This window comes from Lysinibacillus sp. NPDC093216, from assembly GCF_050280325.1.
Lineage (GTDB): Bacteria > Bacillota > Bacilli > Bacillales_A > Planococcaceae > Lysinibacillus.
Map to the genome: position 1 here is coordinate 84067 of NZ_JBNNVB010000009.1, position 21637 is coordinate 105703.

The 21637-nt window shown below is 33.8% G+C and carries 28 protein-coding genes and 3 pseudogenes; 9 read left to right on the plus strand and 22 right to left on the minus strand.

Annotated elements, in window-relative coordinates:
- Nucleotides 1-121: 121 nt before the first annotated feature.
- The 3 genes from ACQKOG_RS12400 to ACQKOG_RS12410 all read right to left on the minus strand — a co-directional run bounded on the left by ACQKOG_RS12400 (nt 122) and on the right by ACQKOG_RS12410 (nt 1989).
- Nucleotides 122-913 carry a helix-turn-helix domain-containing protein gene (locus tag ACQKOG_RS12400; protein WP_427446669.1) on the minus strand — a complete coding sequence of 264 codons (792 nt, stop codon included), beginning with the start codon at nt 911-913 and terminating at the stop codon, nt 122-124.
- Between the two features lie 258 nt (nt 914-1171).
- Nucleotides 1172-1432 carry a YfzA family protein gene (locus ACQKOG_RS12405; RefSeq protein ID WP_370079001.1) on the minus strand — a complete coding sequence of 87 codons (261 nt, stop codon included), beginning with the start codon at nt 1430-1432 and terminating at the stop codon, nt 1172-1174.
- A 62-nt stretch (nt 1433-1494) separates the two neighbouring features.
- Nucleotides 1495-1989, minus strand: a complete 495-nt coding sequence (locus tag ACQKOG_RS12410) for a small multi-drug export protein (RefSeq protein WP_370079003.1) — start codon at nt 1987-1989, stop codon at nt 1495-1497.
- A gap of 834 nt (nt 1990-2823) precedes the next feature.
- On the opposite strand from ACQKOG_RS12410, the pseudogene ACQKOG_RS12415 reads away from it, so the two are divergent.
- Nucleotides 2824-2926: pseudogene (locus tag ACQKOG_RS12415) on the plus strand (ATP-binding protein); the annotation flags it as partial.
- A 181-nt stretch (nt 2927-3107) separates the two neighbouring features.
- Here the strand turns inward: ACQKOG_RS12415 and ACQKOG_RS12420 are convergent.
- From ACQKOG_RS12420 to ACQKOG_RS12450, 7 genes and pseudogenes are all read right to left on the minus strand, one after another.
- The gene (locus ACQKOG_RS12420) at nt 3108-3704 is read right to left on the minus strand and encodes a YpjP family protein (protein ID WP_370079005.1); all 597 of its coding nucleotides are present in this window, start codon (nt 3702-3704) and stop codon (nt 3108-3110) included.
- A 520-nt stretch (nt 3705-4224) separates the two neighbouring features.
- Entirely contained in the window at nt 4225-4884 is a 660-nt protein-coding gene (locus tag ACQKOG_RS12425) for an AroM family protein (RefSeq protein WP_370079007.1), read from the minus strand.
- Nucleotides 4885-5816: 932 nt separating this feature from the next.
- On the minus strand, nt 5817-6578 hold the full coding sequence (locus ACQKOG_RS12430) for an ANT(4')-I family aminoglycoside nucleotidyltransferase (RefSeq protein ID WP_427446672.1): 762 nt from the start codon (nt 6576-6578) through the stop codon (nt 5817-5819).
- A 153-nt stretch (nt 6579-6731) separates the two neighbouring features.
- Nucleotides 6732-7019, minus strand: a complete 288-nt coding sequence (locus tag ACQKOG_RS12435) for a hypothetical protein (protein WP_427446674.1) — start codon at nt 7017-7019, stop codon at nt 6732-6734.
- 83 nt (nt 7020-7102) lie between these two features.
- A pseudogene (locus tag ACQKOG_RS12440) lies at nt 7103-7926 on the minus strand (TIGR02452 family protein).
- 191 nt (nt 7927-8117) lie between these two features.
- On the minus strand, nt 8118-8909 hold the full coding sequence (locus tag ACQKOG_RS12445) for a class I SAM-dependent methyltransferase (RefSeq protein WP_427446676.1): 792 nt from the start codon (nt 8907-8909) through the stop codon (nt 8118-8120).
- Entirely contained in the window at nt 8897-9328 is a 432-nt protein-coding gene (locus tag ACQKOG_RS12450; protein ID WP_427446678.1) for a BrxA/BrxB family bacilliredoxin, read from the minus strand. Before ACQKOG_RS12450 ends, ACQKOG_RS12445 begins: the two co-directional genes overlap by 13 nt.
- Before the next feature lie 312 nt (nt 9329-9640).
- Between ACQKOG_RS12450 and ACQKOG_RS12455 the strand changes: the two genes are divergently transcribed.
- Entirely contained in the window at nt 9641-10387 is a 747-nt protein-coding gene (locus ACQKOG_RS12455) for a 3'-5' exonuclease (protein ID WP_427446679.1), read from the plus strand.
- Nucleotides 10388-10639: 252 nt separating this feature from the next.
- Here ACQKOG_RS12455 and ACQKOG_RS12460 read toward each other — a convergent pair whose 3' ends face one another.
- From ACQKOG_RS12460 to ACQKOG_RS12490, 7 genes are all read right to left on the minus strand, one after another.
- Nucleotides 10640-10819, minus strand: coding sequence for a hypothetical protein (locus ACQKOG_RS12460; RefSeq protein ID WP_427446681.1), 180 nt, complete (start codon nt 10817-10819; stop codon nt 10640-10642).
- Between the two features lie 13 nt (nt 10820-10832).
- Nucleotides 10833-11132: a hypothetical protein gene (locus ACQKOG_RS12465; RefSeq protein ID WP_427446683.1), complete on the minus strand. Its 300-nt coding sequence runs from the start codon at nt 11130-11132 to the stop codon at nt 10833-10835.
- 79 nt (nt 11133-11211) lie between these two features.
- Nucleotides 11212-11430, minus strand: a complete 219-nt coding sequence (locus tag ACQKOG_RS12470; RefSeq protein WP_427446685.1) for a CD1375 family protein — start codon at nt 11428-11430, stop codon at nt 11212-11214.
- 246 nt (nt 11431-11676) lie between these two features.
- Nucleotides 11677-11832: a hypothetical protein gene (locus tag ACQKOG_RS12475; RefSeq protein WP_427446687.1), complete on the minus strand. Its 156-nt coding sequence runs from the start codon at nt 11830-11832 to the stop codon at nt 11677-11679.
- Between the two features lie 147 nt (nt 11833-11979).
- On the minus strand, nt 11980-12678 hold the full coding sequence (locus tag ACQKOG_RS12480) for a hypothetical protein (RefSeq protein WP_427446689.1): 699 nt from the start codon (nt 12676-12678) through the stop codon (nt 11980-11982).
- Between the two features lie 233 nt (nt 12679-12911).
- Entirely contained in the window at nt 12912-13295 is a 384-nt protein-coding gene (locus ACQKOG_RS12485) for a hypothetical protein (protein WP_427446691.1), read from the minus strand.
- Entirely contained in the window at nt 13292-13384 is a 93-nt protein-coding gene (locus ACQKOG_RS12490) for an XtrA/YqaO family protein (RefSeq protein ID WP_427446774.1), read from the minus strand. Before ACQKOG_RS12490 ends, ACQKOG_RS12485 begins: the two co-directional genes overlap by 4 nt.
- A 519-nt stretch (nt 13385-13903) precedes the next feature.
- Here ACQKOG_RS12490 and ACQKOG_RS12495 point away from each other — a divergent pair.
- Nucleotides 13904-14726: pseudogene (locus ACQKOG_RS12495) on the plus strand (IS110 family transposase); the annotation flags it as partial.
- A gap of 123 nt (nt 14727-14849) precedes the next feature.
- Here ACQKOG_RS12495 and ACQKOG_RS12500 read toward each other — a convergent pair.
- The gene (locus tag ACQKOG_RS12500; RefSeq protein ID WP_427446692.1) at nt 14850-14981 is read right to left on the minus strand and encodes a hypothetical protein; all 132 of its coding nucleotides are present in this window, start codon (nt 14979-14981) and stop codon (nt 14850-14852) included.
- Between the two features lie 77 nt (nt 14982-15058).
- Here ACQKOG_RS12500 and ACQKOG_RS12505 point away from each other — a divergent pair, with 77 nt between their 5' ends.
- Nucleotides 15059-15589 carry a hypothetical protein gene (locus ACQKOG_RS12505; RefSeq protein WP_427446694.1) on the plus strand — a complete coding sequence of 177 codons (531 nt, stop codon included), beginning with the start codon at nt 15059-15061 and terminating at the stop codon, nt 15587-15589.
- A 158-nt stretch (nt 15590-15747) separates the two neighbouring features.
- Here ACQKOG_RS12505 and ACQKOG_RS12510 read toward each other — a convergent pair whose 3' ends face one another.
- Nucleotides 15748-16017, minus strand: a complete 270-nt coding sequence (locus ACQKOG_RS12510; RefSeq protein WP_427446696.1) for a helix-turn-helix domain-containing protein — start codon at nt 16015-16017, stop codon at nt 15748-15750.
- A 76-nt stretch (nt 16018-16093) separates the two neighbouring features.
- Between ACQKOG_RS12510 and ACQKOG_RS12515 the strand changes: the two genes are divergently transcribed.
- Nucleotides 16094-16399, plus strand: coding sequence for a helix-turn-helix domain-containing protein (locus ACQKOG_RS12515; protein ID WP_427446698.1), 306 nt, complete (start codon nt 16094-16096; stop codon nt 16397-16399).
- 56 nt (nt 16400-16455) lie between these two features.
- Here ACQKOG_RS12515 and ACQKOG_RS12520 read toward each other — a convergent pair whose 3' ends face one another.
- From ACQKOG_RS12520 to ACQKOG_RS12530, 3 genes are read right to left on the minus strand one after another with little or no spacing between them, the layout of a single operon-like run.
- On the minus strand, nt 16456-18192 hold the full coding sequence (locus ACQKOG_RS12520) for a DUF2326 domain-containing protein (RefSeq protein WP_427446700.1): 1737 nt from the start codon (nt 18190-18192) through the stop codon (nt 16456-16458).
- The gene (locus ACQKOG_RS12525) at nt 18183-18413 is read right to left on the minus strand and encodes an ABC-three component system middle component 6 (RefSeq protein WP_427446702.1); all 231 of its coding nucleotides are present in this window, start codon (nt 18411-18413) and stop codon (nt 18183-18185) included. Before ACQKOG_RS12525 ends, ACQKOG_RS12520 begins: the two co-directional genes overlap by 10 nt.
- Complete coding sequence (locus ACQKOG_RS12530) at nt 18400-19398, minus strand: ABC-three component system protein (protein ID WP_427446704.1); 999 nt, start codon at nt 19396-19398, stop codon at nt 18400-18402. The genes ACQKOG_RS12525 and ACQKOG_RS12530 overlap by 14 nt, the downstream gene beginning before the upstream one ends.
- 150 nt (nt 19399-19548) lie before the next feature.
- Here ACQKOG_RS12530 and ACQKOG_RS12535 point away from each other — a divergent pair, with 150 nt between their 5' ends.
- The 4 genes from ACQKOG_RS12535 to ACQKOG_RS12550 all read left to right on the plus strand — a co-directional run bounded on the left by ACQKOG_RS12535 (nt 19549) and on the right by ACQKOG_RS12550 (nt 21636).
- Nucleotides 19549-20019 (plus strand): ImmA/IrrE family metallo-endopeptidase, encoded by a 471-nt coding sequence (locus ACQKOG_RS12535; RefSeq protein WP_427446706.1) that lies wholly within the window; start codon nt 19549-19551, stop codon nt 20017-20019.
- 98 nt (nt 20020-20117) lie between these two features.
- Nucleotides 20118-20489: a helix-turn-helix domain-containing protein gene (locus ACQKOG_RS12540; RefSeq protein ID WP_427446708.1), complete on the plus strand. Its 372-nt coding sequence runs from the start codon at nt 20118-20120 to the stop codon at nt 20487-20489.
- A complete protein-coding gene (locus tag ACQKOG_RS12545; protein ID WP_427446710.1) occupies nt 20489-21295 on the plus strand; it encodes a hypothetical protein in 807 nt (268 codons plus the stop codon). Before ACQKOG_RS12540 ends, ACQKOG_RS12545 begins: the two co-directional genes overlap by 1 nt.
- Nucleotides 21262-21636: a tyrosine-type recombinase/integrase gene (locus tag ACQKOG_RS12550; protein ID WP_427446712.1), complete on the plus strand. Its 375-nt coding sequence runs from the start codon at nt 21262-21264 to the stop codon at nt 21634-21636. The genes ACQKOG_RS12545 and ACQKOG_RS12550 overlap by 34 nt, the downstream gene beginning before the upstream one ends.
- Nucleotide 21637: the final 1 nt, after the last annotated feature.

The following is a 21637-nucleotide window of genomic DNA, read 5'->3' on the forward strand; positions in this document are numbered from 1 at the left end:
AGACATTGATAATTCAATGCACAAAGATAACTATCATAATTTCAAACTATGCAAAGCATAAAACAACTTTAATCATGGGCTGTAAAATGTATATGTTTTGATCAATTTCATCTGTATTAGTTTAAAAATTATCAAACTTTTTTCTCACTTTCTTTCGAAACATAAAGCCAAATCGATTAGTATATACTTCATTCCTGGCAAGAAGTTTATATGCATCTAGGATATTGGACATATGGGTATAAATGTAGATACCGACTGCAATCAGCCCAATACAAATCGGATAATAAGGTGTCAGAAAACCAGCGGAAATAAATTTTTTCCTTTCTAATCCAATTGGTAAGAACCCCACTACAAATAATCCGAATCCTGCTATCATAATAATTGAGTATTTTCTCTTCATACTTTTATATCTAATGTTTAGCTCTTGGAGATATTTTTCATCAAACAATAAAGGTTCTTGTTTAAGCACTTTATATTTATCTTCTTCAAAAAAAGATGTTGACGCAAGTAAGCCTATTCCTATGGTTGCAAGAATAATCGTTGGTACTAAATAAGTTGATGGGTCTTGTTTAAAAATAAAATAAGGGATCAAGGATAAAGCAATAAAAAATAAACCCATTGAGAAATATTTAGCTGATTTACGAACAGAGAGTAAAAAACCTTCTGCCATTTCTTTGCTAACATAATATCCTGACTCTTTATCATTGCTTGGTTCGACAGAGTCCTTTAACAGATAATCCATAGAAACACCAAATATATTTCCAATCATAAGAAGTCTTTCAGTTTCAGGATACCCTTGACCATTCTCCCACTTGCTAACGGCTTGTCTCGTCGTGTTTAATTTTTCAGCTAAAGCTTCTTGAGAAAGCCCATTTTCCTTTCTCAAATTAAAAAGTTTTTCACCAAATGTCACTTGCTTTGAACCCCTTCCATTAGTAAAAAGTGATAAAAATACCGCTACCTTCATACAGCTAAACGTTTAGTTAGTAATAATACTTCAACAAATGTTACACAGGGAATATATATCACATCTAGCGGGTTATCTTTTAAAAAGTAGTGGATAATGAATATTTATCCAATTTACGAACTTTCACATTCCATTTTATTCCTATACATCACGATAACACGGGTATCTATTTGTTTCAATTCATTCGATTAGAATTGAAAGATATCATTTACCAGTTACCACTTTAGATATATCATATAAAGCAGCAACTATTATTTGGAGTGCAGCGAAGATTGCAACTATATTGAAAAAGGGATTTTCATAAAAACTTAACCTCTCGGTAAAAAATTCAGTCTGTAATATCCTATTTCCAAAATCACCGAAATTAACATTAGTAACTACAAATGTACCATCCAAAGTTGAAAAGATGAGGTTAAGAATTAAGAAGCCTCCAAGATTAATTATCCATTTTTTTATTAAACTCATCTTGTTATTATCCTCTCTTAATAATCTTGATTAATTTCAAATGTAGTAAACGACTCAAAATATTATTTCATTAAATCATAGTTTAAATAGCATCCTAATACTCCACCGAGGATTCCCCAAAAACCTATACTAACGGAATGCCAGAAGATAACTCTTCTTTTATTTGTTCCTGCAGCTAATGAAGTGAAAGCAGCAATATGGGCGGAAGCGACTAATGGAGCAATAAGTGCAAGTCCTGGAACTCCATATTTATCGTACCTTTCTCTCGCTTTCGTTGCGCGATTATGAATAAATCCTTTTTTTATTGAATTACGATTACGAATTTTTATAAACAAAGCATTAAAGGGTAAAATAACGAACAAGATTGAAATCCAGTTTCCTATCATACTAATAATTACTGCAAAAATAATCGGGATCCCGATGAGAGAACCGACTACAGCCCCACCAGGAGATTCTACGAACGGAATGAAAGATATAAAAAAAACGCCCAAATACTGTAAAAATAAATCTAATTCAGATAATTGACCAACAAACTCTTGTACCATTTGACGAAACATGTAATACTCTCCTTCTTTAAAGAACATTCCTTTTTACTTTTCCAAGGCGTGTTCACTATTTTTTTCTAAATCGAGACATGCCATATATAACAGCAACAAAGACAAAGCCTACAAATACGAATATATTTGTTATTGGCTCATTAACTCTTGGGATTGAGTCCTGAAAAATCTTTTAAAAAATTAATACCACTATTGTGAAAATAATTCCGATAATTGTTTCATTGTTTCTCCTCTCTAATTACTTTCAATAATGCACTGTTTTTTAATTTCGATTAAACATGAATCTCCTTTCTTAAATACTATCTAAATCTTAGAAAAACATTGCTCTTACTTCTACAATGTTGCAGTTGCACTTTGTCAACTTACGGTTGCAATCATGTTAAACGGTGTATTTTGTATAGAAATTCCCCACCGAACCTTAAAAACATAACTCAACGAGAAATTATTATCTGTTTAAACCGTTATTAAGTTTCTATAAACTTAGCTATTTATCAATATGAATTTATTAACACACTTTTTATCACCATTAATGCAGTTATTGAAGATGAAATACTTCATCGAAAAAAATTAAGAGGTGTAAGTTTACCTTCTCTTGGAACAAATAAGCTGGGTTATTAGTACTCATCGATCCAACAAAGCACAATGTTACATTATGCGGAAGAATATGAGGATGAGAAGTACTATTCCTTTCTACTTTTGCTTTCTTATACTGGAATGCGAAAATGTGATGCGTTAGACCTCAATGGGGAGACCTTGACTTTAAAGAAAAGTTACTAGCGTTCGGGGAAAAATTAAAAAATGTGGATTATATGTTGAATAACAAATATTGTCCCATCAAAACTGTTTTTTCAGCTCATTGATGCCCGGTTATGAGAAACGTAGCACGATTTTCACAACGAATGTGAACTTCAAATCATGGGATGAAATTTTCCCTGATTGGTCATCTTCGTGCATATATGATGATATGCCCTTGGAATTTGGAGCACTTGCTTTTCTTCTCCCTCCCCTACCCAGATAATGTGTAAATATAATAACTCAACAAATCGGTATAAATGTTGATATATCCATGTTTTCAAACAAAAAAACACTCGTATTTTAAACGAGTGTTTCGTGATTTTTTAGGATAACCATTTTGGAGGTGTGTTTTTCTCCCAGTAAATATCTCCTAAATTGTTATGTGCCATAAAGTCGTCCTCGGCACTATGGTAGTGGAAGTTGTAATAATAGCCTTCCTGTGGTCTTTTTTCTGTGCGGACATGGAAGCGAATTAAATCCATGCCTGTTTCATTGCTACTAATATTGAAAATTTTTTCGCCATAGTTGCCACTTGGCTTTTCAGAAATTGTTAACGATGCTAATGATGAATCGTCTAAGCTTGCTACTGTCATCGCAATAGCTTCCTCCATTTTCGGGAAGATAATGGAGTCAAATTCATTGCTAATTTTTGGGCCGATTTTTGTGCCGAATTTTTTATAGGATTGCTCTTTCGCAGCGTCAACGAGCAATGAGCCATAGTCGACTGGTTCTTCTTGTATTTCTGTTTCTATCGGAAGAGCAGCCGCTTCTGCAGTGCTTGTCCCAGGTGATGGTCCGATAGAAGCACGATTTGATGGATTTTGATCAAATGCTTCCCATATCTCATGTGTTGGCGTAATTAATCCAAAAGTTAAAAACGCAACCATAATGACGATACTTTTTTGAACCCATTTCTTCATTAATTAACACCTTCTCTTTATGTACAAATTGGTAATTCTATTACTTATATATACGCATAAGCCTATAAAAGGTTTCATATTTCTATAATTCATTGTACAATATTTATGTATAAAGTAAAAACTTCACATCCTGTGAAAACGTTTGTATGACCATCATCCTGTTGCCCCAAACTAATCGGGCATTTATTAACAGTATGCTGGTTAAATGTGTCGTTTTTTTAAAAGGAGGTACAGAACATGGAAATCGCAATGGGTATTGGTCTTTTAATAATGTTAGGTTACTTATCATCTTTATGCTTCACGAACTAATACAATTCCTTTTTACAAAGAAAGTCCGCGAGCTTGCGGACTTTTCTACTTTTATAGCCAATTCTTCCGCTCACAGTCCTGAACTTTTTGAGCTACTTGCGAATCTTCCCCCAGACCTCCTCTCTGATCATTAAGTTTCGACAAAATAAAAAAGACTGTAGAGTAAATTTATCTATAACATCTACAGTCTGGAACGTTCTTTTTAGTCTTGTTATAAGTATTCAAGTACCATTCTTGCTACTAAAGTACGTGGCAAAATTGTAAAAATACCACTCTCTGTTCTAACAAACTGCCTATGCTCATCATTGTATCCCATACAATCTAAAATAATTAAATCCACCCGGTAATCTTTAAGATAACGAGCTGCTTCTTTAAAGTTTCCATAATCATATGGTGAGGCAACAGCAACTGTGATATCATCCGAAACCTCTTGCCACTTTTTAAGCTTACTTCTCCTCTGTTCATCTAATGGGATAATTAAACCTATCTTCGGTTTTTCGGCCATTGCACTAACAGCTTGGGTTACGATTCGATTTGGATAAAAAACGGGCTTTCCACATGTTAAAGTCGGCAAATCATCTGTGCTTAATACGACGACCATATCAACCGCTTGTTCCAACTTCGTTAATTCATTTTGTAATAATGGTAGCAGTTTTCTTCTGCTCATGATTATCGATCTACCATCACGCAATCGCGAAGCACATATATTCTTTTCGTTTCTCGCAATAACTGATAGTAATTGTGCTTCATTTAAGGAATCCAATGCTCCTCTTTCAACAATTTCTATATCTTTATGAAATATTTCTTTAAATGTTGGTGTAATGTCTGAACGAGGTGATTGTCCGATAGTCAAAAAACCGACTTTATTCATTCATAGTCACCCCTACTTTTGGTTGATCTAATACATCTAAAATCAATAATATCTGCTTTACCGCCATATCTATTCCTCCACAATTTTTCTCTATACTTTTGGCACGACAGCTTTTAGCTAGTATCATTTCTGTAATAAAAGTAGAAATATTCAGAAAACAAAAGGTTCAGTAAGGCTATTTTGCACTTTGATCAATTGATATCTTCTAATTCAATTCATGTCACTTTACTACTTTCCATAACATCCCATATCCAGACGGCTTCGCTTTTGAACATGGTATTAACTTGTTACCAACGAATACGACAGTCGGTAGCGATTTCGTTTTCAACATTTGCACTATAGTAATATTGTAAATAACTTACAAATTTTATATAGGTATTTTTAAGTTAAAATATTAATTAACATTGTTACATAAGTTCATATATATTGAAATATTCATCTGAAAAAATAATCAAAAAGAACTATATAGAATGTAACCGTTGGGAATTCATTATATAAAAAAGAGTAGACAAAGTTCGGTCTACTATCAGATGGCTCTTCTATATGTCTTTTCGATGGTTCTTTTCGTCGCTTCAGCTTTTCTATCCGCAAATTAGACAAGGGGCAGCCTCGCTTTTGCGAAACCACCCCTTTAGTATTTAATAGGTAACATTTTTCGTAAATTGTAAAGTCTCAACCCAATCATCTGGGGAATATTATCTTGAAACGTAAATGTTTCATCACCGCGGTAAAATTCCACTGTGTGCTTTCTAACTTAAGCAACGCAAACCCAACCTTCTTTTGCGTCCTTGCAGCCCTATAGCATGCGCCAGTGTGAATAAGTATCTACAAAAACAAAAAGCAGAATTCCAGATTACGTAAATATGCCACCTAAAATAGCACGATTCATATTATATCATAGAGTTTTTAAAAAGTAAACAGTTCATTTTAAGTTACAAAGGTATAACAGTTGAACATTCAATTTGATACCCATGTTGAGAAGACCATTTTAGTAATGAATCCCAATAGTTCTCGCAGATCGCAATAATATGTTGTGGATTCGAGAGATTCCCAGACATCACCAATTCGCATAGAACCTCAAACCCTTCAGGCTTATCTGTTAACGACAATGCTTCAGGTAATACTTGTGCAGAAGTTGTGAAAACTTGTTTATTGTGTAATCCCAAAATCATTGCACCAGCAGTTGCAATTTCCATCGCCAAAATCGGTAAAAATGTATGAGGACCATTCATTTCAATATTTCTCAATTTACCGATATACTCGTACATTTCTTCTATTAACGTTCGACAGATAGCTTCTTTAAATATTGAACGAGCTACTGAGTTGGCTTTTGTTTTTAGTTCATGGAAAAAATCTTCCGGGTCATACACAGGTAGAATGTCGAAAAATTGCCCATGTGTCAATGGCCAATCTTCCTCAACTGTAATTGCCTCTTCCATAATATCTTCTGCACTTTCAAAGTTCACTTCTGCCTTCCAATCACCAGCTGTCCATTCATAGTTAAAACTCTCATCTAAAGAGTTTAAAATACATTTAATTTCTATATCTGAAAATAGTCCATCACTTTTTCGCGCTAACGAACCGTAAATTCCTATAGCTTGAACCTGTGAACCATATCTTTCTAAAACTTGGTTAGCAATTGAATAAGCAATTTCCATTTTTTCTTCTCTCGTTACTTTTTTCGGACCAATCATATTTGTCTCTCCTTGTTAATTATTTAAATGAGATTATAATTGGCCGCGGAGGACCACGAGCTTAACGAGGAATTTTGTCTGCCATCATGTGCAAAATCTCCTTTCCTAAATTAACATTCTGCTTTCTTTTTTCCAACAAATCAGAAATTTTTTCTATATCCATTTCAAACATAACCGAGTCATGTAATAGAGGTGCAAAATAATAAGTAACTTTTTCTTACCCATAGTAAAAAATAAATTATCTTCACTTATACTGTCATAAGCCGTATTAGCATCATAAGCTCTATGTATGCGAGAACCAGTAATTGGCTCTGTCATGCTGTATCCTGAACCGCTAATCAGAACAACGTTTTCATCTTGATCCCATCCACACGCAATTACACCAGATGCAGGGATTACTGTTTCATGACCCCACGGACTAGAGGGTTTCGTAAGTTCCATTGACTGTGCCTTTTTTAATAAATCAAGTTCAAATAATGTTCTTATTTTTTTCAGATCGCCACATCTTTCTCTTGCTTATTAAATTATTCTACTATATTAGTAAACGCACTAATGCAGTTGAGATTTTTAGAGGTGTCTAATACGGCAAACCTAATCTCTGTGAACAATTGTCCAAAGCCTTCATCCTCTAAAAGCTCACGCCACCATGCAGCAATTTTTTGTGGATCATTTCGAAAGACACCACAGCCATATGCTCCTAAAATTAAATGCTTGTCTCCTTTATATGCGAATAACGCTAATGCCAATCGCATTCGATCTTTCATTACACGTTCTGCTTCCTGACTATCTTCTCCCTTCGCAAAGCCTGTCCGTAGTCCACAGCAGGTAAAGTTAGCACCGAGGCTGTCACTGGCTGTTTCATCAGAGCAAAGCGCTCATCACGGAAAAAGACTACATCTGGAGAGTAAATTGCATAATTCGTATACATCATCGATCGATTCGAACGATTTGCCTTATAATAGCCCTCGTTACAAAGCTGCGTTTTATATAACCCACTGGAAGCTGCCAAACTTTCCTCCTGAGCCATAGCCCCCTTTAAAAATCCACCACCAGGATTTTTTGCACTCGCAAAGTTTAACACCCCAATTTTCTCTTTTCCTGTTTCAGCAAAGTCAATAATTGCTTTTAAAGTTGCTTCATTTCCCAAGGAATATACAGGTTGTTGTTGCAGTTTAGGAAGATTAAGATATTCTTTGACAATGTCTTTCCCCTGTTTCGGGTCAATCAACTCACTATTCTTCTCCGAAAATTTTTGTGCTTCCGCAAAATCTATTTGCTCATTGCCATATTTATAATAGCCTTGCTCCTGAATTCGCAATGTCTCCTGAGCTATTTCTTTTCGATTCATTGTTGTTCTCCTTTTTATAGAAAATTCATTTGTCTTGGAATCAATTCTATTCTTCTCTTTAAAAAGGAATAGATATCACTCTAATTAATTAATTATCCAACACTGTTTTATATTACCATATTTTGAATTTTAGATAAAAAAATAGAGGCCCGTTCACAATGAACAAACCTCTTGAAAACACAATATTTACTTCATTCAACATCCAGAACACCATAATGAAACTTCGCTGTTGTTCTTGTTAATTGTCTAAATTGATATTTGGTAAACCATTCTGAGCGGAAATGAGCCTTTAACACTACCCGTTTTCTCGCCACTCGTTTCGCCTCACTTACCCATTCATCCGTTAATGTCACATGTTCCCCAGCTAAGCGTAATGCTTCAAAATTATTGGCTTCTTCAATAATCTCTTCAAACATCGGATCCATATATACGACATCAAAAGTATTGTCCGGTAAAGTTTTTAAATAGTTAACTGCTTCAGCCTGCACCACTTCAATTTGGCGCATACATACAGTTAATGGCAACTCAGTCGTATCGTAAGATTGCATTCCTTGCTCAACAATAAAGGCCACATTAGGATTCGCTTCTAGCCCAACGACTCTCCCCGCTTCGCCAACTGTATAAGCCGCCAGCATAGCATCCGCAGCAAGCCCCAATGTACAATCAAGCACTGAATCTCCTTTTTCAAGCTGTGCCGCTTCTAAAAAAGGCTCCGCTTCCCCACGAGCTACACGCTTTAAGCGAAACGCTGCAGAATTTGGATGGAAGAAAAATGGCTCATTGGCACCAAAAGAATAATACTCAAACCGATTTTTCCCAGCAACGATCACATGCGCATGCAATTCCTGAGAAATCTTCCGAACAGAACGCTTTTTTCTTGGCTCAAACGAAGCACCTAAATGTTCACACGCAAAAGCAGCGAGCGCCAACGATAAATCGTCTGGTCTGCCCGCTGTTGTAACAATGGTTTTTACTTCTCGCATGTTTGCTCTAGAACACCTGTTAAATGTGTAACGATTTGCTCCACTGGGAACCCTTCAATTTGTTCACGTGGAATAAAGTATGCCAATTGCCCATCCTTTAAAATTGCCATTGATGGTGAACTTGGTGGCACATCCTCAAAAAAGCTACGCATTGCAGCAGTCGCTTCGGGATCCTGACCCGCAAAAACAGTCACAAGATTATCAGGCTTTACCGCCTCCACTGCCTCACGAGCAGCCGGACGCGCCAACCCAGCCGCACAACCACAAACCGAGTTAATCACTACCAACGAAGTCCCCTTCGTCTCCGCCATAAACTCATTCACCGCATCAGCCGTCGTAAGCTCCGTAAATCCAGCCCCCACTAACTCCTCACGCATCGGTTTCACTACCTGTTTCATATATTCATCGTAAGCGTTCATGCTTTTACCCTCTTTCATATGTATTCGCAATGGTTATTATAGCAAGGTTTCTCACGAATGTACAAAGACTTGCCTTTTGCCTGATTTCATGGGTTTTCGGGGGAAATGTGACTTTTTCGTGATTTTGGTGACTTTTTTGTGTAACAGAGGTTCGTGTGGTTAATGCTCGTTACACACCTAAAAAATGGGTTTTAATTTGTACTAACAATTTAGCAGGTACTAATTTAATAGGTATTAATTACAGTTGTCTGTTTTTTTATGTACTTTTATTCCTTTATTACCTAAAATGTAATATAAGAGGAGGTTGTTAAAATGAATTGGTTAAAAAAATTATTTTCTAAAAAACAACCAATTATTAATAAATCTGTTGAAAAACAAGAACCTATAGAGGAACTTAAAGTACAGGAAGAAAATGAACTTGGTCCTATAAAACTAAAAATGAATGAGCCTTCCACACTTACATTAAGGGCTGAATTTAATGAGCCAAAACGTATAAATGATAGTAAAGAATACTTAAAGTACACGAAGACAAGAAAATTCGTTGTTGATTTTACAGTACTTGATTTTGAAACTACTGGGCTTGATCCAGAGGAAAATTCTATTATTCAAATAGCAGCAGTTAAATATCGCAACTTTGAAAAGGTAGATGAATTTTTTACTTACATAAATCCGATTGAGAATATACCAGCAAAGATAACGCGTATCACTGGAATAACAAATGAAGATGTTGAGGATGCACCTTATATATTCGATAAAATGTATGAATTAGTGGAGTTTTTAGAAGGTGAAACAATTGTAGCTCACAATGCTCCTTTTGATATGAAATTTTTACTTACAAATATTAATAATATGAAAAAATTATCTTATGTAAAATATCGAGTTATTGACACGTTATCACTTTCTCGTAAATATATTGACTTTACGAAAAATCACAAATTGGCTACATTGAAAAGTTTCTTAAAATTGAATCATTTAAAATCACACGATGCACTACACGATTGCTATGTAACTGCTGAATTGTATAAATATTGTTATGAAGAAAACTTAGTTAAAAATTAGGTCACTTAAAAGAGTAGCTTTTTATTTGCAACTAAAAAATGCCCAGGCTCAAAATTAATTGAGTACCTGGTTTTTTCAATTATTTAGTTGTACCTCGAATTGCACCATAACTTAATTTACCTGCTATAATAACACGCTCAGCAATCTGTTTAGCTTCAGGCAAGGTGTTACTCCATCCACTGATATAACGCCATCCGTTTTTATCTGAATTTGTCTTTTCCACAATTATTATTATCTATGGAAGGCAAAATTTTATAAATTTTTAATGTTTTTAACTCTATAATCTTTTAGATGCTTTTTAATTAAATCAATCAATCCTGTATATAAATCAGCTAATTCTTCTGAATTTTCATCACTTACATCACTGTTAAAATTACATATTTCGATTAATTCATCTATTTCAATAACTTTATCTGCAACGTCTTGATGCACTAGATGAAATTTTTCATATAATAATGGTTCTTATTTTTTCCGAGTATTCATCTAATATAAATTCAGTAAGTAAGCCAGAATTCTCTTCAATAATATATGAAGAGCCATGCTTTTCTAATACCTTATTATAATTTTTCAAAGTTTCGCTTACTTGTTTCTCATGATCTTTATTTTTTTCATATTCTAATTGTGATGTAATAGTATTTTTTTGAGATTTACTTGTAATAAAGCCGCCAATAATTGCACCTCCTATTGTACTAAGCGGCACCATTATATTTGTAAAATTTTTATCAATAAAGTTCCAAAAATCCATATAACCAACCCTTTCAATATACCAATATCATTCATAAAAGATTATTAATTATCTACATTTTTTGGTAATAAAAATAACACTAAACTTCTGCTTGCGTTTTCTTCGATTGCTCTTTAATTGGTTTACCATCTCCATTAAGCCCTAACATTCCTAAGTTTGCTAACACAGCTTCTTTATATCGTACTGGCACTCGATTAATAGTCGCTAATCCATTCATAATTAAAATTGTATAACCTTCTATATTTCTGCACTCCTCCATAAACGTTAATTTTAATCTTGCTATAAATAACTTAATCATTGCTTGTTTCTTTCAATTACGCTACTTCTTCACGCAAAGCAAGTATTTCTTCATACAATGATAAATTGACATCTAGTATCGTTAAATTTTGTTGCTCGATGATGGATTCTAATTGCCCTACTTTTTGTATCGAAGACTCTTGCTGTTCAATTGGGTCTATAGTGAGGGCTCAGGTAAGACTGGTGATGACATCGTACGTACTTCCTAGTCCTACATCTTTGTCATGGATTAGAATCATATTATCGGCTACCGCTTATACTTTTTTATTACACGGATATATTCTGGATCACGTATTGGTTGTACAAAATTCATATACTTTTCTTCCTTTCTTTTGTTTTTAAAATCTACTTCCAGAGAAATAAAAAGAGGACAACAAGTGACAACAGCGTTTGCTACTATCAAGTGTTGTCCTCCAGTGAGCTGGTAGAACTTAATTAATCAATATTAAAATTATATCAAATTTCTATGTAAAAAAAATTAGCATACAATCACAATACATATCTAACATTAACATTAAATCTTACTTTTCCAATTAATATAATTTAGAACTTAACTCTTGGATTTTTCAGATTCCATATTTTTTATAATTATATTTAATACGTTTAATAACAATTTAGCCCTTCTTTTAGGCTTTATAAACATATTATAGAAAATCGAAATAAATGTAATAGAAATAAAAAAGTAAAGTATTATAAAAATGATATTTATAATTGTATAATCATTTATTTCAAATTTTAAATTTGAAATAGAAATATTTTTAAAAATTAACGGGAGAATAGCTAAAAATGCGGCACTTACAGTAATTTTGCTAATAGAACCTTTTAGATATTCACTAAAATTATTCTTTAATCCAGCTTGAACAAAATCCCTTAATACATAGTAGTCTGTTAAATCATTTCCCATTTTATTTACAATCACTTCCTTTACCCTCTTCATAGTATCGATTGAATCTGTTTTTTCAAATTCCTCACCAATTAAATCGAACAGAATTAGATCAGTATCAATTTCCTCACCTAACCATGTAAACATGCTATAATGCATCTTTCTATTTTTGACTTTATAGAGTCTGTTTTCTATCTCATTTTTATTAAATTTATTCCTCATCCAAACAAGTACTATTAGGGTATAGTAAAAAATTATAAAACTTGCAATCAATGTTCCTAAAAATTCATCAATCATCCCACATCCAACTACTACAAGCAAAGATAAAATAATCTTCATTATTATCATAAATATCTTTTTTATCAAAACTTTTCACCCCCTTTGGTAAGAGTATTTAGCACCACGATTCAAATACCAATATCCACAAAAAGAAGTGGACAACAGTTTCAAACAATGTTGCATGTTACTGTTTGTAGAAGATTATCGTGATTATTTTTTTATGAATGTATTATAGAATTTTATAATTTCAATCATTCTATTATATTTATTTATATTGCGGACATATTTTGTTTCTTTAATAATCGCGTAACCAGGAATGACTATAATTGACACAGATAATAAAATTTGTACCAAAATAAGAGCAATCCCCCCAAATGTTCTTTTAAATTCAAAATATCTACTACTGGAACAATTCCAACGATAAATGCAATAAATATTGCCATTACAGAAATAAGACGATTCCAACCGCCTTGATAAATTTCTCTATCTTCACGTAATAGAAACAAAATATATTCTAATTCTTCTTTGTCATACTTTTTAGATAGTCTATCAAAATAAAACTTGTATAAGTCTTTGTCTCGAATCTTTATTTTACGACCGTATAATTTTTTCCTTAAAAGTATGTTTTCATCAAAAAATTCTTTTGAAATTTTATCTATACCCTTTTCCAACAAATAATAATAATCTTTCTTATCAGGACTCAAAACTCCTCACCCTCATCCCATTTCACACGTTTTACCTGACCTTGATGTGTAACTATCTTTGTTTCTGCAAACGCAGGAAGCTCAGCTATTTTTTGCTTTTCTTTGTGACAAAATTATTACACAATTATCAGGTAATTCCATTGTATCAACCCTAAGAATCCCGTCAATAGTCACATCTAATTTTTTTCATACGCACAATAGCTTCCCCTCGTATAATAGTAGTAAGAGCTCTTTCCGATAGAATCAGTTGATCCGGACAGCTGGGGATCTGTCGGATTTCCTATAGGAGATAGTTGCCTTTTGGCTCCCTCACTCTTTTTATGTTTTACCTGTTTGACCCTGGTTCGCGCGAGGGACCAAAAGGAAACTTCTATCATTTCAATCATTCAAAATAGTATAGCTAACAGGTGCTTACCTGCTTATTTGTGTTATCCAATTTTATATCGTTTAGGCGAAGGATGGGGGAGGCTCCATTTTAGTACTTCGTCTTTTTTTTATTTCAACTTTATTTCACTCAGACTGTGCCCATGAGACAATGGAACGGACAAGGTTGACGCAGGAAATAGCTATTCCCCCTTGCGGGCACTTTTTGTGTACTGCTTAAATAACGCTTTAAAAAAGGCTACGATACGTTACCGAAAAACGATCGAATTGATGCCTGGGTTATTGCGGATCATTTACGCTTTGGACGCTTGCCATATGATATGCAAGAAACCCTTCAACACGAGGCGCTTCGCCGTTTAACACGTACACGTTTTCACATGATGCATGAAATTGCGCGTAATAAAACGTACATGTTGAATCAACTGTTTTTAAAATTTAGTGGCTTACGCCAAGATAACCCGTTCTCTAATACATTTGGTACGACAAGTTTAGCCGTCATTGAAGAGCTCGACCCTGAAATGATTGCGGAAATGCCACTAGAAGAGCTAGTAGAGTTCTTACAAGAAAAGGGCAAGAATCGTTTTGCGGAATTCGCCATATGGAAGCCCAAGTCAAGCGCTTAGATAAGAAATCGAGCGCATGATGAAAGGATTCACCCAAACATTAACATCGGTAAAAGGCATAGGCCCCGTGTACGCAGCGGGATTACTCTCTGAAATTGGTGACATTAAGCGTTTTGATGATCATCACGCTTTAGCGAAATACGCAGGACTTGTATGGTCACAATATCAATCAGGTGAGTATGAATCAGAAAACACCCATCGTGTGCGAACCGGGAATAAGTATTTACGCTACTATCTCGTTCAAGCCGCTGATGCCATACGAAAACATGACACTGAATATAAAGCCTTTTATCAAAAGAAATTTAATGAAGTTACGAAAAATCAACACAAACGTGCTCTCGTCTTAACCGCTAGAAAACTTGTACGCCTCGTGCATTCGCTACTACGCACGAATCAGCTGTACATACCAAACGAAAGGAGATAGTAAATTTACCCATTCTCTTTCTTTCAAACTTTTAAATCGACTTCCATTTACGCCCTTTTTTGCGCGAAAAATGCGAGGTTTATTTGAGTGTGCTTAAAAACAGTTTTTTAGATGCTTGGTAGCTTAAGAATTTCCAATTCCGATGTTTTTTATGGTTGACATATCACCACTGGGCTTTACATGTCGAAATTCATCTGAAGGAAAAGGTTTTTTCTGTTTTTTCTTACGTTTTGGTTTTGTCATAATCCATCCCATATTTCTCACCTCCTTCAAATGTTTAGTAGGATTTACCACTACCTTTGTCGAATAATGACAACAAAGGAGGTGATACAATGCATACCGTTCAACAATTACAAGCTGCGGATTATTTTTTAAAAATTGTCCTGGAAGAAAAAAATGATTATAAAGAGCTCAGAAATCTAAAATTCATCATCGAATTAAACAATTCTCTTTGGTACGGTGACTTTGTAAATTTCAAAGAGGATTATGTCTTTCAATATGAGCTTGATATCCAAAACCCGCGTCCAATGACTTACGAAATCGGCAACTCAACTTTCATCAGTAAAATTTGGGCTAAATATAATGCGAATCCATTTATTTCTAATCTGTTACTAAAACATAAATGCTTAGAATTACTCTATTCGGAAATTTTTGAAATTGTTAAAAAAGCCGATATCCAACCAACAGACTCTAAAATCTACCCGTACCTACTGAATGCCAAATCATTAGACGGTAAATTGGAGCTACCATTTATCAACATTGGTGATGAAAAAGTAAAAGTCATTTCACTTATTGAAGTACCTAAACTAAAGATTACTACAACCTCATTCGCTCTGAACGATAATCTAGATCTAAGCGAATGAATCCTAGCATGGCGTATGCATCTGTGTACGTTATGTCCGATTCCTTGAAAAGGTCAATGACCTTATCAGAAATTTGCTGTACTTCCTCCAACTCACGCACACGCCATTCACCGCTAATAAGCATTTTCCAAATTTGCAACATTCGGCAGAAACTTTTTTTATAAATACTCCTTAACTGTTTGCTCCCTAATCCTAACACCTCCCAAAATTGCTGTTTCAGTAATTATTTTGACAAAAAAATTTTCAGTACTACATTTTAATACTTTGGCTAACAAAGGAAGTTGCTCCGCTTTAAATGAATATGTTCCATTTTCATATTTCATATAAGTAAATGCATTCTTCATTTCCATAGCTTCCGCAGCTTCTTGGAGTGTCATTTCTAGTTCTTGTCTTCGTTGCTTAACATACTCCAAATTAAAGACTTTCAATATAATTCACCTCACTCAAAATTTCTATTTCAGAAATTTCTTTATTTCCAAAATGGAAACCTGATATATTTAACTTATGAACTCACTGAAAGCGGTGAAAACATGGAAAAAAATAATCTCATTGCGAGAAAGACGAGGATGGACTCAAAGAGAATTAGCAATTCGCGTTAATTTAAATGTTAGTGTTATGAATCGAATTGAATCTAATGAGAGACCCGTTAAAGATAGTGAGCTACTTAATTTAGCAAATGTATTAGAAGTAAGCACCGACTACATTCTAGGACGCACAGACACCCCTGCACTCACAGCACAAGAAAAAGACGAAGAAGCCGTACGTAAACTTCGCAACATCTGGGAAATCATAAAAAACGAAAAAAAATAGGACATGCTGTAATGGCATGTCCTATTTTTATATTAATATTTATTAAATTATTAATTTTAATTGTCCTCGATCTTAAATAACTTTTGTTCTTGTGACAATTTCAAAACTATAAAGTTATCCGTATTTAGTTCTGAAGGAACCTTATCACTTAAAATTGAAATAATGACTTGAATGTTTTTATCTTTAATAAAATTATTAAGATTAATTAGCTGATTGCCATGCATTAACTCTTTTTTATCATTTAAAATAAAATGTAAAGCAGGTATATTTTCAGAATCTGCGAATTGAATATACGCTAAGTCAAAACATAATATTTCCCCTTGTTTCTTTCCTGAACTTGTATTGGCGTTAAAAGAATAAAAAACATATACGTCTCGCTTAGATTTTTGATGTTCTTTTATCTCATAAGTAATAGCATAAGTTTCACCATAGAGTTCATTAGCCACTTCAGCGAAAAATTTGTTAAATTTTTTCAATTGAGTTTTTATTTTTTCTTGGTATTCTTCACCAAATTGTTTTACATCAACAATTTTAAGTTCATTTTCCAATTCTTCTATGACTTCATCAACAAGAGTTATTTGACTTATCAATTTTTCTATCTCGCCCTTTTTTTGGTATGCATTGTTCGATTGTTTTATCAATTCTTCTATATCTTTAAAAGTATCGCCCTTTGTAACCTTAGTGGCTAACTCTTTTTCTACCTTCAATTCAGATTCCAAAGTACTTTCTAATGTTTGTATTTGCGAATCTATTTCTGGAATTTCATCACTAATAAATCTTATTTTTTCTACAATCATTTTATTGTGATATTCTACTAATTCTTCAAAAGTTTTTTGAATATTATCCATATTTTGAGATGCTTGTTGATAAATATGCTTCAACTGCATTAAATCAATACTTGCACTTTGTTTTTGTAGCTCATCCGTAGCTTCTACAATTATATTTTTCCTTAGAGATAATCTAGATATTTCTGAGCTGATTTGAGTTACTCTATATTTTACTTCATTTAAAAGTTTTAAATCTTCTTCATAATTTTCATTTATATTTAATAGTTTTATTTTTTTTTCATACTTATTAACTTCATCCACTATTAATGATAACTTCAACTCTAAAGCCGTCTTATCCAAAGGTTTTTCAAGTCTTGATTTATATTGTTTTTCTGTCGCAATCTTACTTATAATTGGTGCTCTACTTGTTTGGTCAACCCCAAATAAATACAAGTACAGCGCCTCATATTCTGGTAAAGAGTTAAATGAAGAAAGTACCTTTAAAGTATTACTTATTCTCTGATCAGAGTAACGTATACTATGAGCTATTATTTCTCTAAGCGTAGGCTTTTTCTCTCCCCTTTTTCCAATAATTAGATTTTCTAGTTTATCTATAAAATCTTGTCCTGAATTTCCTATATAATTTTCGCCATTAATTTTCATTATTTTTTTATTTCTTTGCAAGAAATTCCTTTGGATAACTAGTTCTTGACTATCTTCATCTTCTAGATCTTCCTTCAAAATAAGCGTTATTAATACTTCATTCATTTGTAAAAAATTTTTTACATACTCGATTTCTTTATTATTTTCACTATCTATATATATATCTCTTGCATCATTACCCAAGCAAAAATCTATTAATTTTAACACAGTAGTTTTACCAACATTATTCCCTGTAGCAGTAGTTTTAGTTTCGCTAGAAAAATTAATCGGTGTTTCATCTAAAATCAAATTTAACCCTTTATGAAAATTAATATCTCTTATTGTTTTATATCGGTCTTCTATTTTTAATTTTTTTATGAACATAAATGAACACAACCCTCGTTATCAATTTTAGCTAAATTTGCAATATACAACCAATCTAAACAAAGAACAAATACAGGAAATGTCATTTCTTTATCTTTTTTCACATTATTATACAACTGAATCATATCTAAACCTTGATCATGATTTTGCAAATTCTTTAATACAATAGCACCATTAAAATAAATACTATCTAAAGGATTGAGATTTTTAGGTAGTAACATATGTATATCCCTCCGGATTTTCAAAAATTTCACAGCGGATAAAAGCATCTACTACAATAATAGACACACAGAGATCTAATTCTTCATCCGGCATTTCTATATAGTTTTCGCTACTTAAAATTTGAGTTTTAACTCTACTAATTACTCCTAAAAAAATATCACTACTTTTATATTTCGAATCAGGAGCATCAACATTTTTTATTAATTCTTTATCATAAAAGTCGCCAAGTTTTTGGAAAACTGACATACTTTTATTGACCCCGAGAAGGTCAAATTCTCGATATATTGTTTCAAGCTTAGAATAGTATACCTTATATTTATTTATCCTTCTTTTCATAAGTTCTAGATCATTATGATTTATTTTTTTATTTATATTAAATTCATGTAAATTTTGAGGTTGATTAGGAATGCTCCAATCCCTCTCAGTTAAAATATTTATTAGCATAGTTAAATTTGAAATTATTTTTAATGAATCATATACCGTCCTTAGCTCTAAATCCACGAACTCCTTTATTTCTACTAACCTTTCAATTTCCAAATCCATTAATTTCCTTGCAATAAAATCTCGATCTAGAAAATCCTCTTTGGGATTAAATTTTATATTATTAGGGTTATCAAATTTATTATTTTTCAAACTCGAAGAAGGCTTTTTTATAAATAGAAAACGGAGTTTAAAATCACGCTCTTTATATTCTTTTAATATAGATTTTTCTAAAGTTGAATTTACTTTTTCTTTCGTACAAGAGGAAGTCACCTGAATAATTACTTTATTTTCTTCATCGATTAAATCAATAGCTTCAATATTCTGTGACAAATTATTCGCATTTATCAAATTTAAATTTAATAACTTATTCAGAAAGTCTCGGAAAAAAGGTTCTGCATGAATATTAAAATGTAAAAGATTCAATGTTCCATTTGTTTCGATTTTCAGAAAAAGTACTGTAATCCTTTCCATAATATCATCAAAGTGTTTGCTTCTATTCACAATAATAACTCCCTTATATACATAAATTTCTCTATATTATATCTTATTGGAAGTGTTATTACTATATACCTATTTAATATAAGTTAATTATATCACAGAATTGTATAAGAACACCAGTTCTAATTCGTTGAATATTGGAGATGTTCTCTTATGAATTATAAAACACTCACAGAAAATTTTATTAAAGAGTTATACACTAGAATCAGTGTTATAACACCTCAGCAGCTCGATTTTCAAATGATTGCAATGCAGCTTGGAATACAAGTATTTTACTGGCCGGATAAAAACCAAGCCCTCTTTTTGAAAAATCAGGCATACATATTTATAAATGAAGAACTGACAAATCAGCAACAATGGCAAGATTTTTGCCATGAGTTAGCGCATGTACTTTTACATAGTGGACATCAAGGGCGTACGTTTCCCCTATTCCGTGAGTATCAAGAGAATAAGGCAAACAACTTCATGTATCATGCCTGTGTTCCCTCCTTCATGTTAGAAGAACTGGAACAATTAGATGCGAGCAGCCTCACTGTCCAACATGTGCAACAACTATTTAATGTCGAATACGATTTTGCTGTAAAACGATTGGAACAATACATAAGCAACAAGCAATTATTCTGAATTGGAATAGCCTATGGGATGCAGCTGTTTTATATTCATGAAAAGATAGACATGCACATAAATAGGCATTCAAAACTGATGAAATGAAGGTGAAGAATTTGAGCTTAGGTGAGTTATTGAAGGAGCTTCGTGGTGACGAGGGCTTACGTAATGCAGCGAAACGTATGGAAATCACGTATTCTTACTTGGCCATGTTAGAAAAAGGCACTGATCGGCGCACAGGTAAACCGTTAAAGCCAACACCTGAAACGCTACAGCAAATCGCCAGTGCTTATAAATATGATTACATGAAGCTGATTGAGGCTGCGGGCTATTTGCTTGATCCGGCTTACAACCCTGCATTAAAAGAGCCGTTTGCACATAACTCCTCTTTACAGCAATGGTATAAGTCTTTACCTGACCGTAACGAAAAGGACGTTGAGAAACTAAAAACGATTTGGGAAGTAATTCATGAAAGTGGTGACAACTAATGCATTTCGTACAGATCAATAAGACGACATGGCGTTGTACCGGTGAAGGACCACGTAATCCAGCCACTGGCAAACGACGCCAAATTACTCGTCGTGGGAAAAGTAAAGGCGATGCAAGGGAAAAAGTTGAGAGAGCCATCGCTGAGCTAAAAAAAGCATATACCTTTGATACGAAGGTGACATTCGAAGAGTTTAGCCAAGATTGGCTGAAGCTCTATCGCATGAAGGGCAACAAGGAAACGACCAACGAGCATCGTGCCTACTGCATTTCTCTACTGAATCGCTACTTAGCGAAAAAGAAAATGACCGCCATCACGACCATTGAAATACAAGGCACCCTCAATCACCTATTTGAAAATGGCACAGCCTATTACACGCTGCGGGGCACACACAATGCGGCGAAGATGATGTTTGCCTATGCGAAGGAAATTGGCTTAATTGAGATGAACCCTGTTGAAGTTTCATTTGTACCGAAAAAAAAGCTGACGTTAGAGGATGTTAGTAATGAGGAAACAGCAAAGCTCTATTTAGAAACCAACGAATTGAAGGAATTCTTAAGTTACGTGGACAAGCACCGCAACATTATGTACCGCACCCTCATTTACACTATCGCCTTCACAGGCATACGTCCAGGTGAAGCGATTGCCCTGAAATTTTGGGACATCGATTTAGACAAAAAAATCATTAACATTAACAAAACGGTCTATGCGAAAAAAAGCATTCGTGGCGACTTCGAGCTCACACACCAAAAACCTTTGGCAGCGTCCGCTCCGTGGATATTGACGATATTGTGGTGGAGAAATTGAAGCAGCTCTACCAATGGCCTGAGGATCGTGAATGGATCAAATCCGACTTTGTATTCGGTGATAAGGAAGGCATCCCCCCTACCGTCAAGATGCTCAACCAAACCGTCCGACGACTCGTCGCCCTTACCGACATCAACAAACAATTCCGCACCTACATCCTCCGCCACACACATATAAGTTTGTTGGCCGAGGCTGGTGTCGATTTGAATTTTATCATGAATCGAGTTGGCCATAAAAACTCTGAGACAACTACGAAAATTTATTTACATGTTACTTCTGGAATGAGAGCAGTTGCTACCGAAAAAATGCATGCTAAGTTTACGGAGTTGTTATGGGGATAAA

Coding starts and splice junctions, on each gene's coding strand:
- ACQKOG_RS12405 (WP_370079001.1), bottom strand. CDS start 1,432: ATGAGTTTAATAAAAAAATGGATAATTAATCTTGGAGGCTTCTTAATT.
- ACQKOG_RS12410 (WP_370079003.1), bottom strand. CDS start 1,989: ATGTTTCGTCAAATGGTACAAGAGTTTGTTGGTCAATTATCTGAATTA.
- ACQKOG_RS12420 (WP_370079005.1), bottom strand. CDS start 3,704: ATGAAGAAATGGGTTCAAAAAAGTATCGTCATTATGGTTGCGTTTTTA.
- ACQKOG_RS12425 (WP_370079007.1), bottom strand. CDS start 4,884: ATGAATAAAGTCGGTTTTTTGACTATCGGACAATCACCTCGTTCAGAC.
- ACQKOG_RS12430 (WP_427446672.1), bottom strand. CDS start 6,578: ATGATTGGTCCGAAAAAAGTAACGAGAGAAGAAAAAATGGAAATTGCT.
- ACQKOG_RS12435 (WP_427446674.1), bottom strand. CDS start 7,019: ATGGAACTTACGAAACCCTCTAGTCCGTGGGGTCATGAAACAGTAATC.
- ACQKOG_RS12445 (WP_427446676.1), bottom strand. CDS start 8,909: ATGCGAGAAGTAAAAACCATTGTTACAACAGCGGGCAGACCAGACGAT.
- ACQKOG_RS12450 (WP_427446678.1), bottom strand. CDS start 9,328: ATGAACGCTTACGATGAATATATGAAACAGGTAGTGAAACCGATGCGT.
- ACQKOG_RS12455 (WP_427446679.1), top strand. CDS start 9,641: ATGAATTGGTTAAAAAAATTATTTTCTAAAAAACAACCAATTATTAAT.
- ACQKOG_RS12465 (WP_427446683.1), bottom strand. CDS start 11,132: ATGGATTTTTGGAACTTTATTGATAAAAATTTTACAAATATAATGGTG.
- ACQKOG_RS12470 (WP_427446685.1), bottom strand. CDS start 11,430: ATGATTAAGTTATTTATAGCAAGATTAAAATTAACGTTTATGGAGGAG.
- ACQKOG_RS12500 (WP_427446692.1), bottom strand. CDS start 14,981: ATGGGATGGATTATGACAAAACCAAAACGTAAGAAAAAACAGAAAAAA.
- ACQKOG_RS12505 (WP_427446694.1), top strand. CDS start 15,059: ATGCATACCGTTCAACAATTACAAGCTGCGGATTATTTTTTAAAAATT.
- ACQKOG_RS12515 (WP_427446698.1), top strand. CDS start 16,094: ATGAACTCACTGAAAGCGGTGAAAACATGGAAAAAAATAATCTCATTG.
- ACQKOG_RS12520 (WP_427446700.1), bottom strand. CDS start 18,192: ATGTTCATAAAAAAATTAAAAATAGAAGACCGATATAAAACAATAAGA.
- ACQKOG_RS12525 (WP_427446702.1), bottom strand. CDS start 18,413: ATGTTACTACCTAAAAATCTCAATCCTTTAGATAGTATTTATTTTAAT.
- ACQKOG_RS12535 (WP_427446706.1), top strand. CDS start 19,549: ATGAATTATAAAACACTCACAGAAAATTTTATTAAAGAGTTATACACT.
- ACQKOG_RS12545 (WP_427446710.1), top strand. CDS start 20,489: ATGCATTTCGTACAGATCAATAAGACGACATGGCGTTGTACCGGTGAA.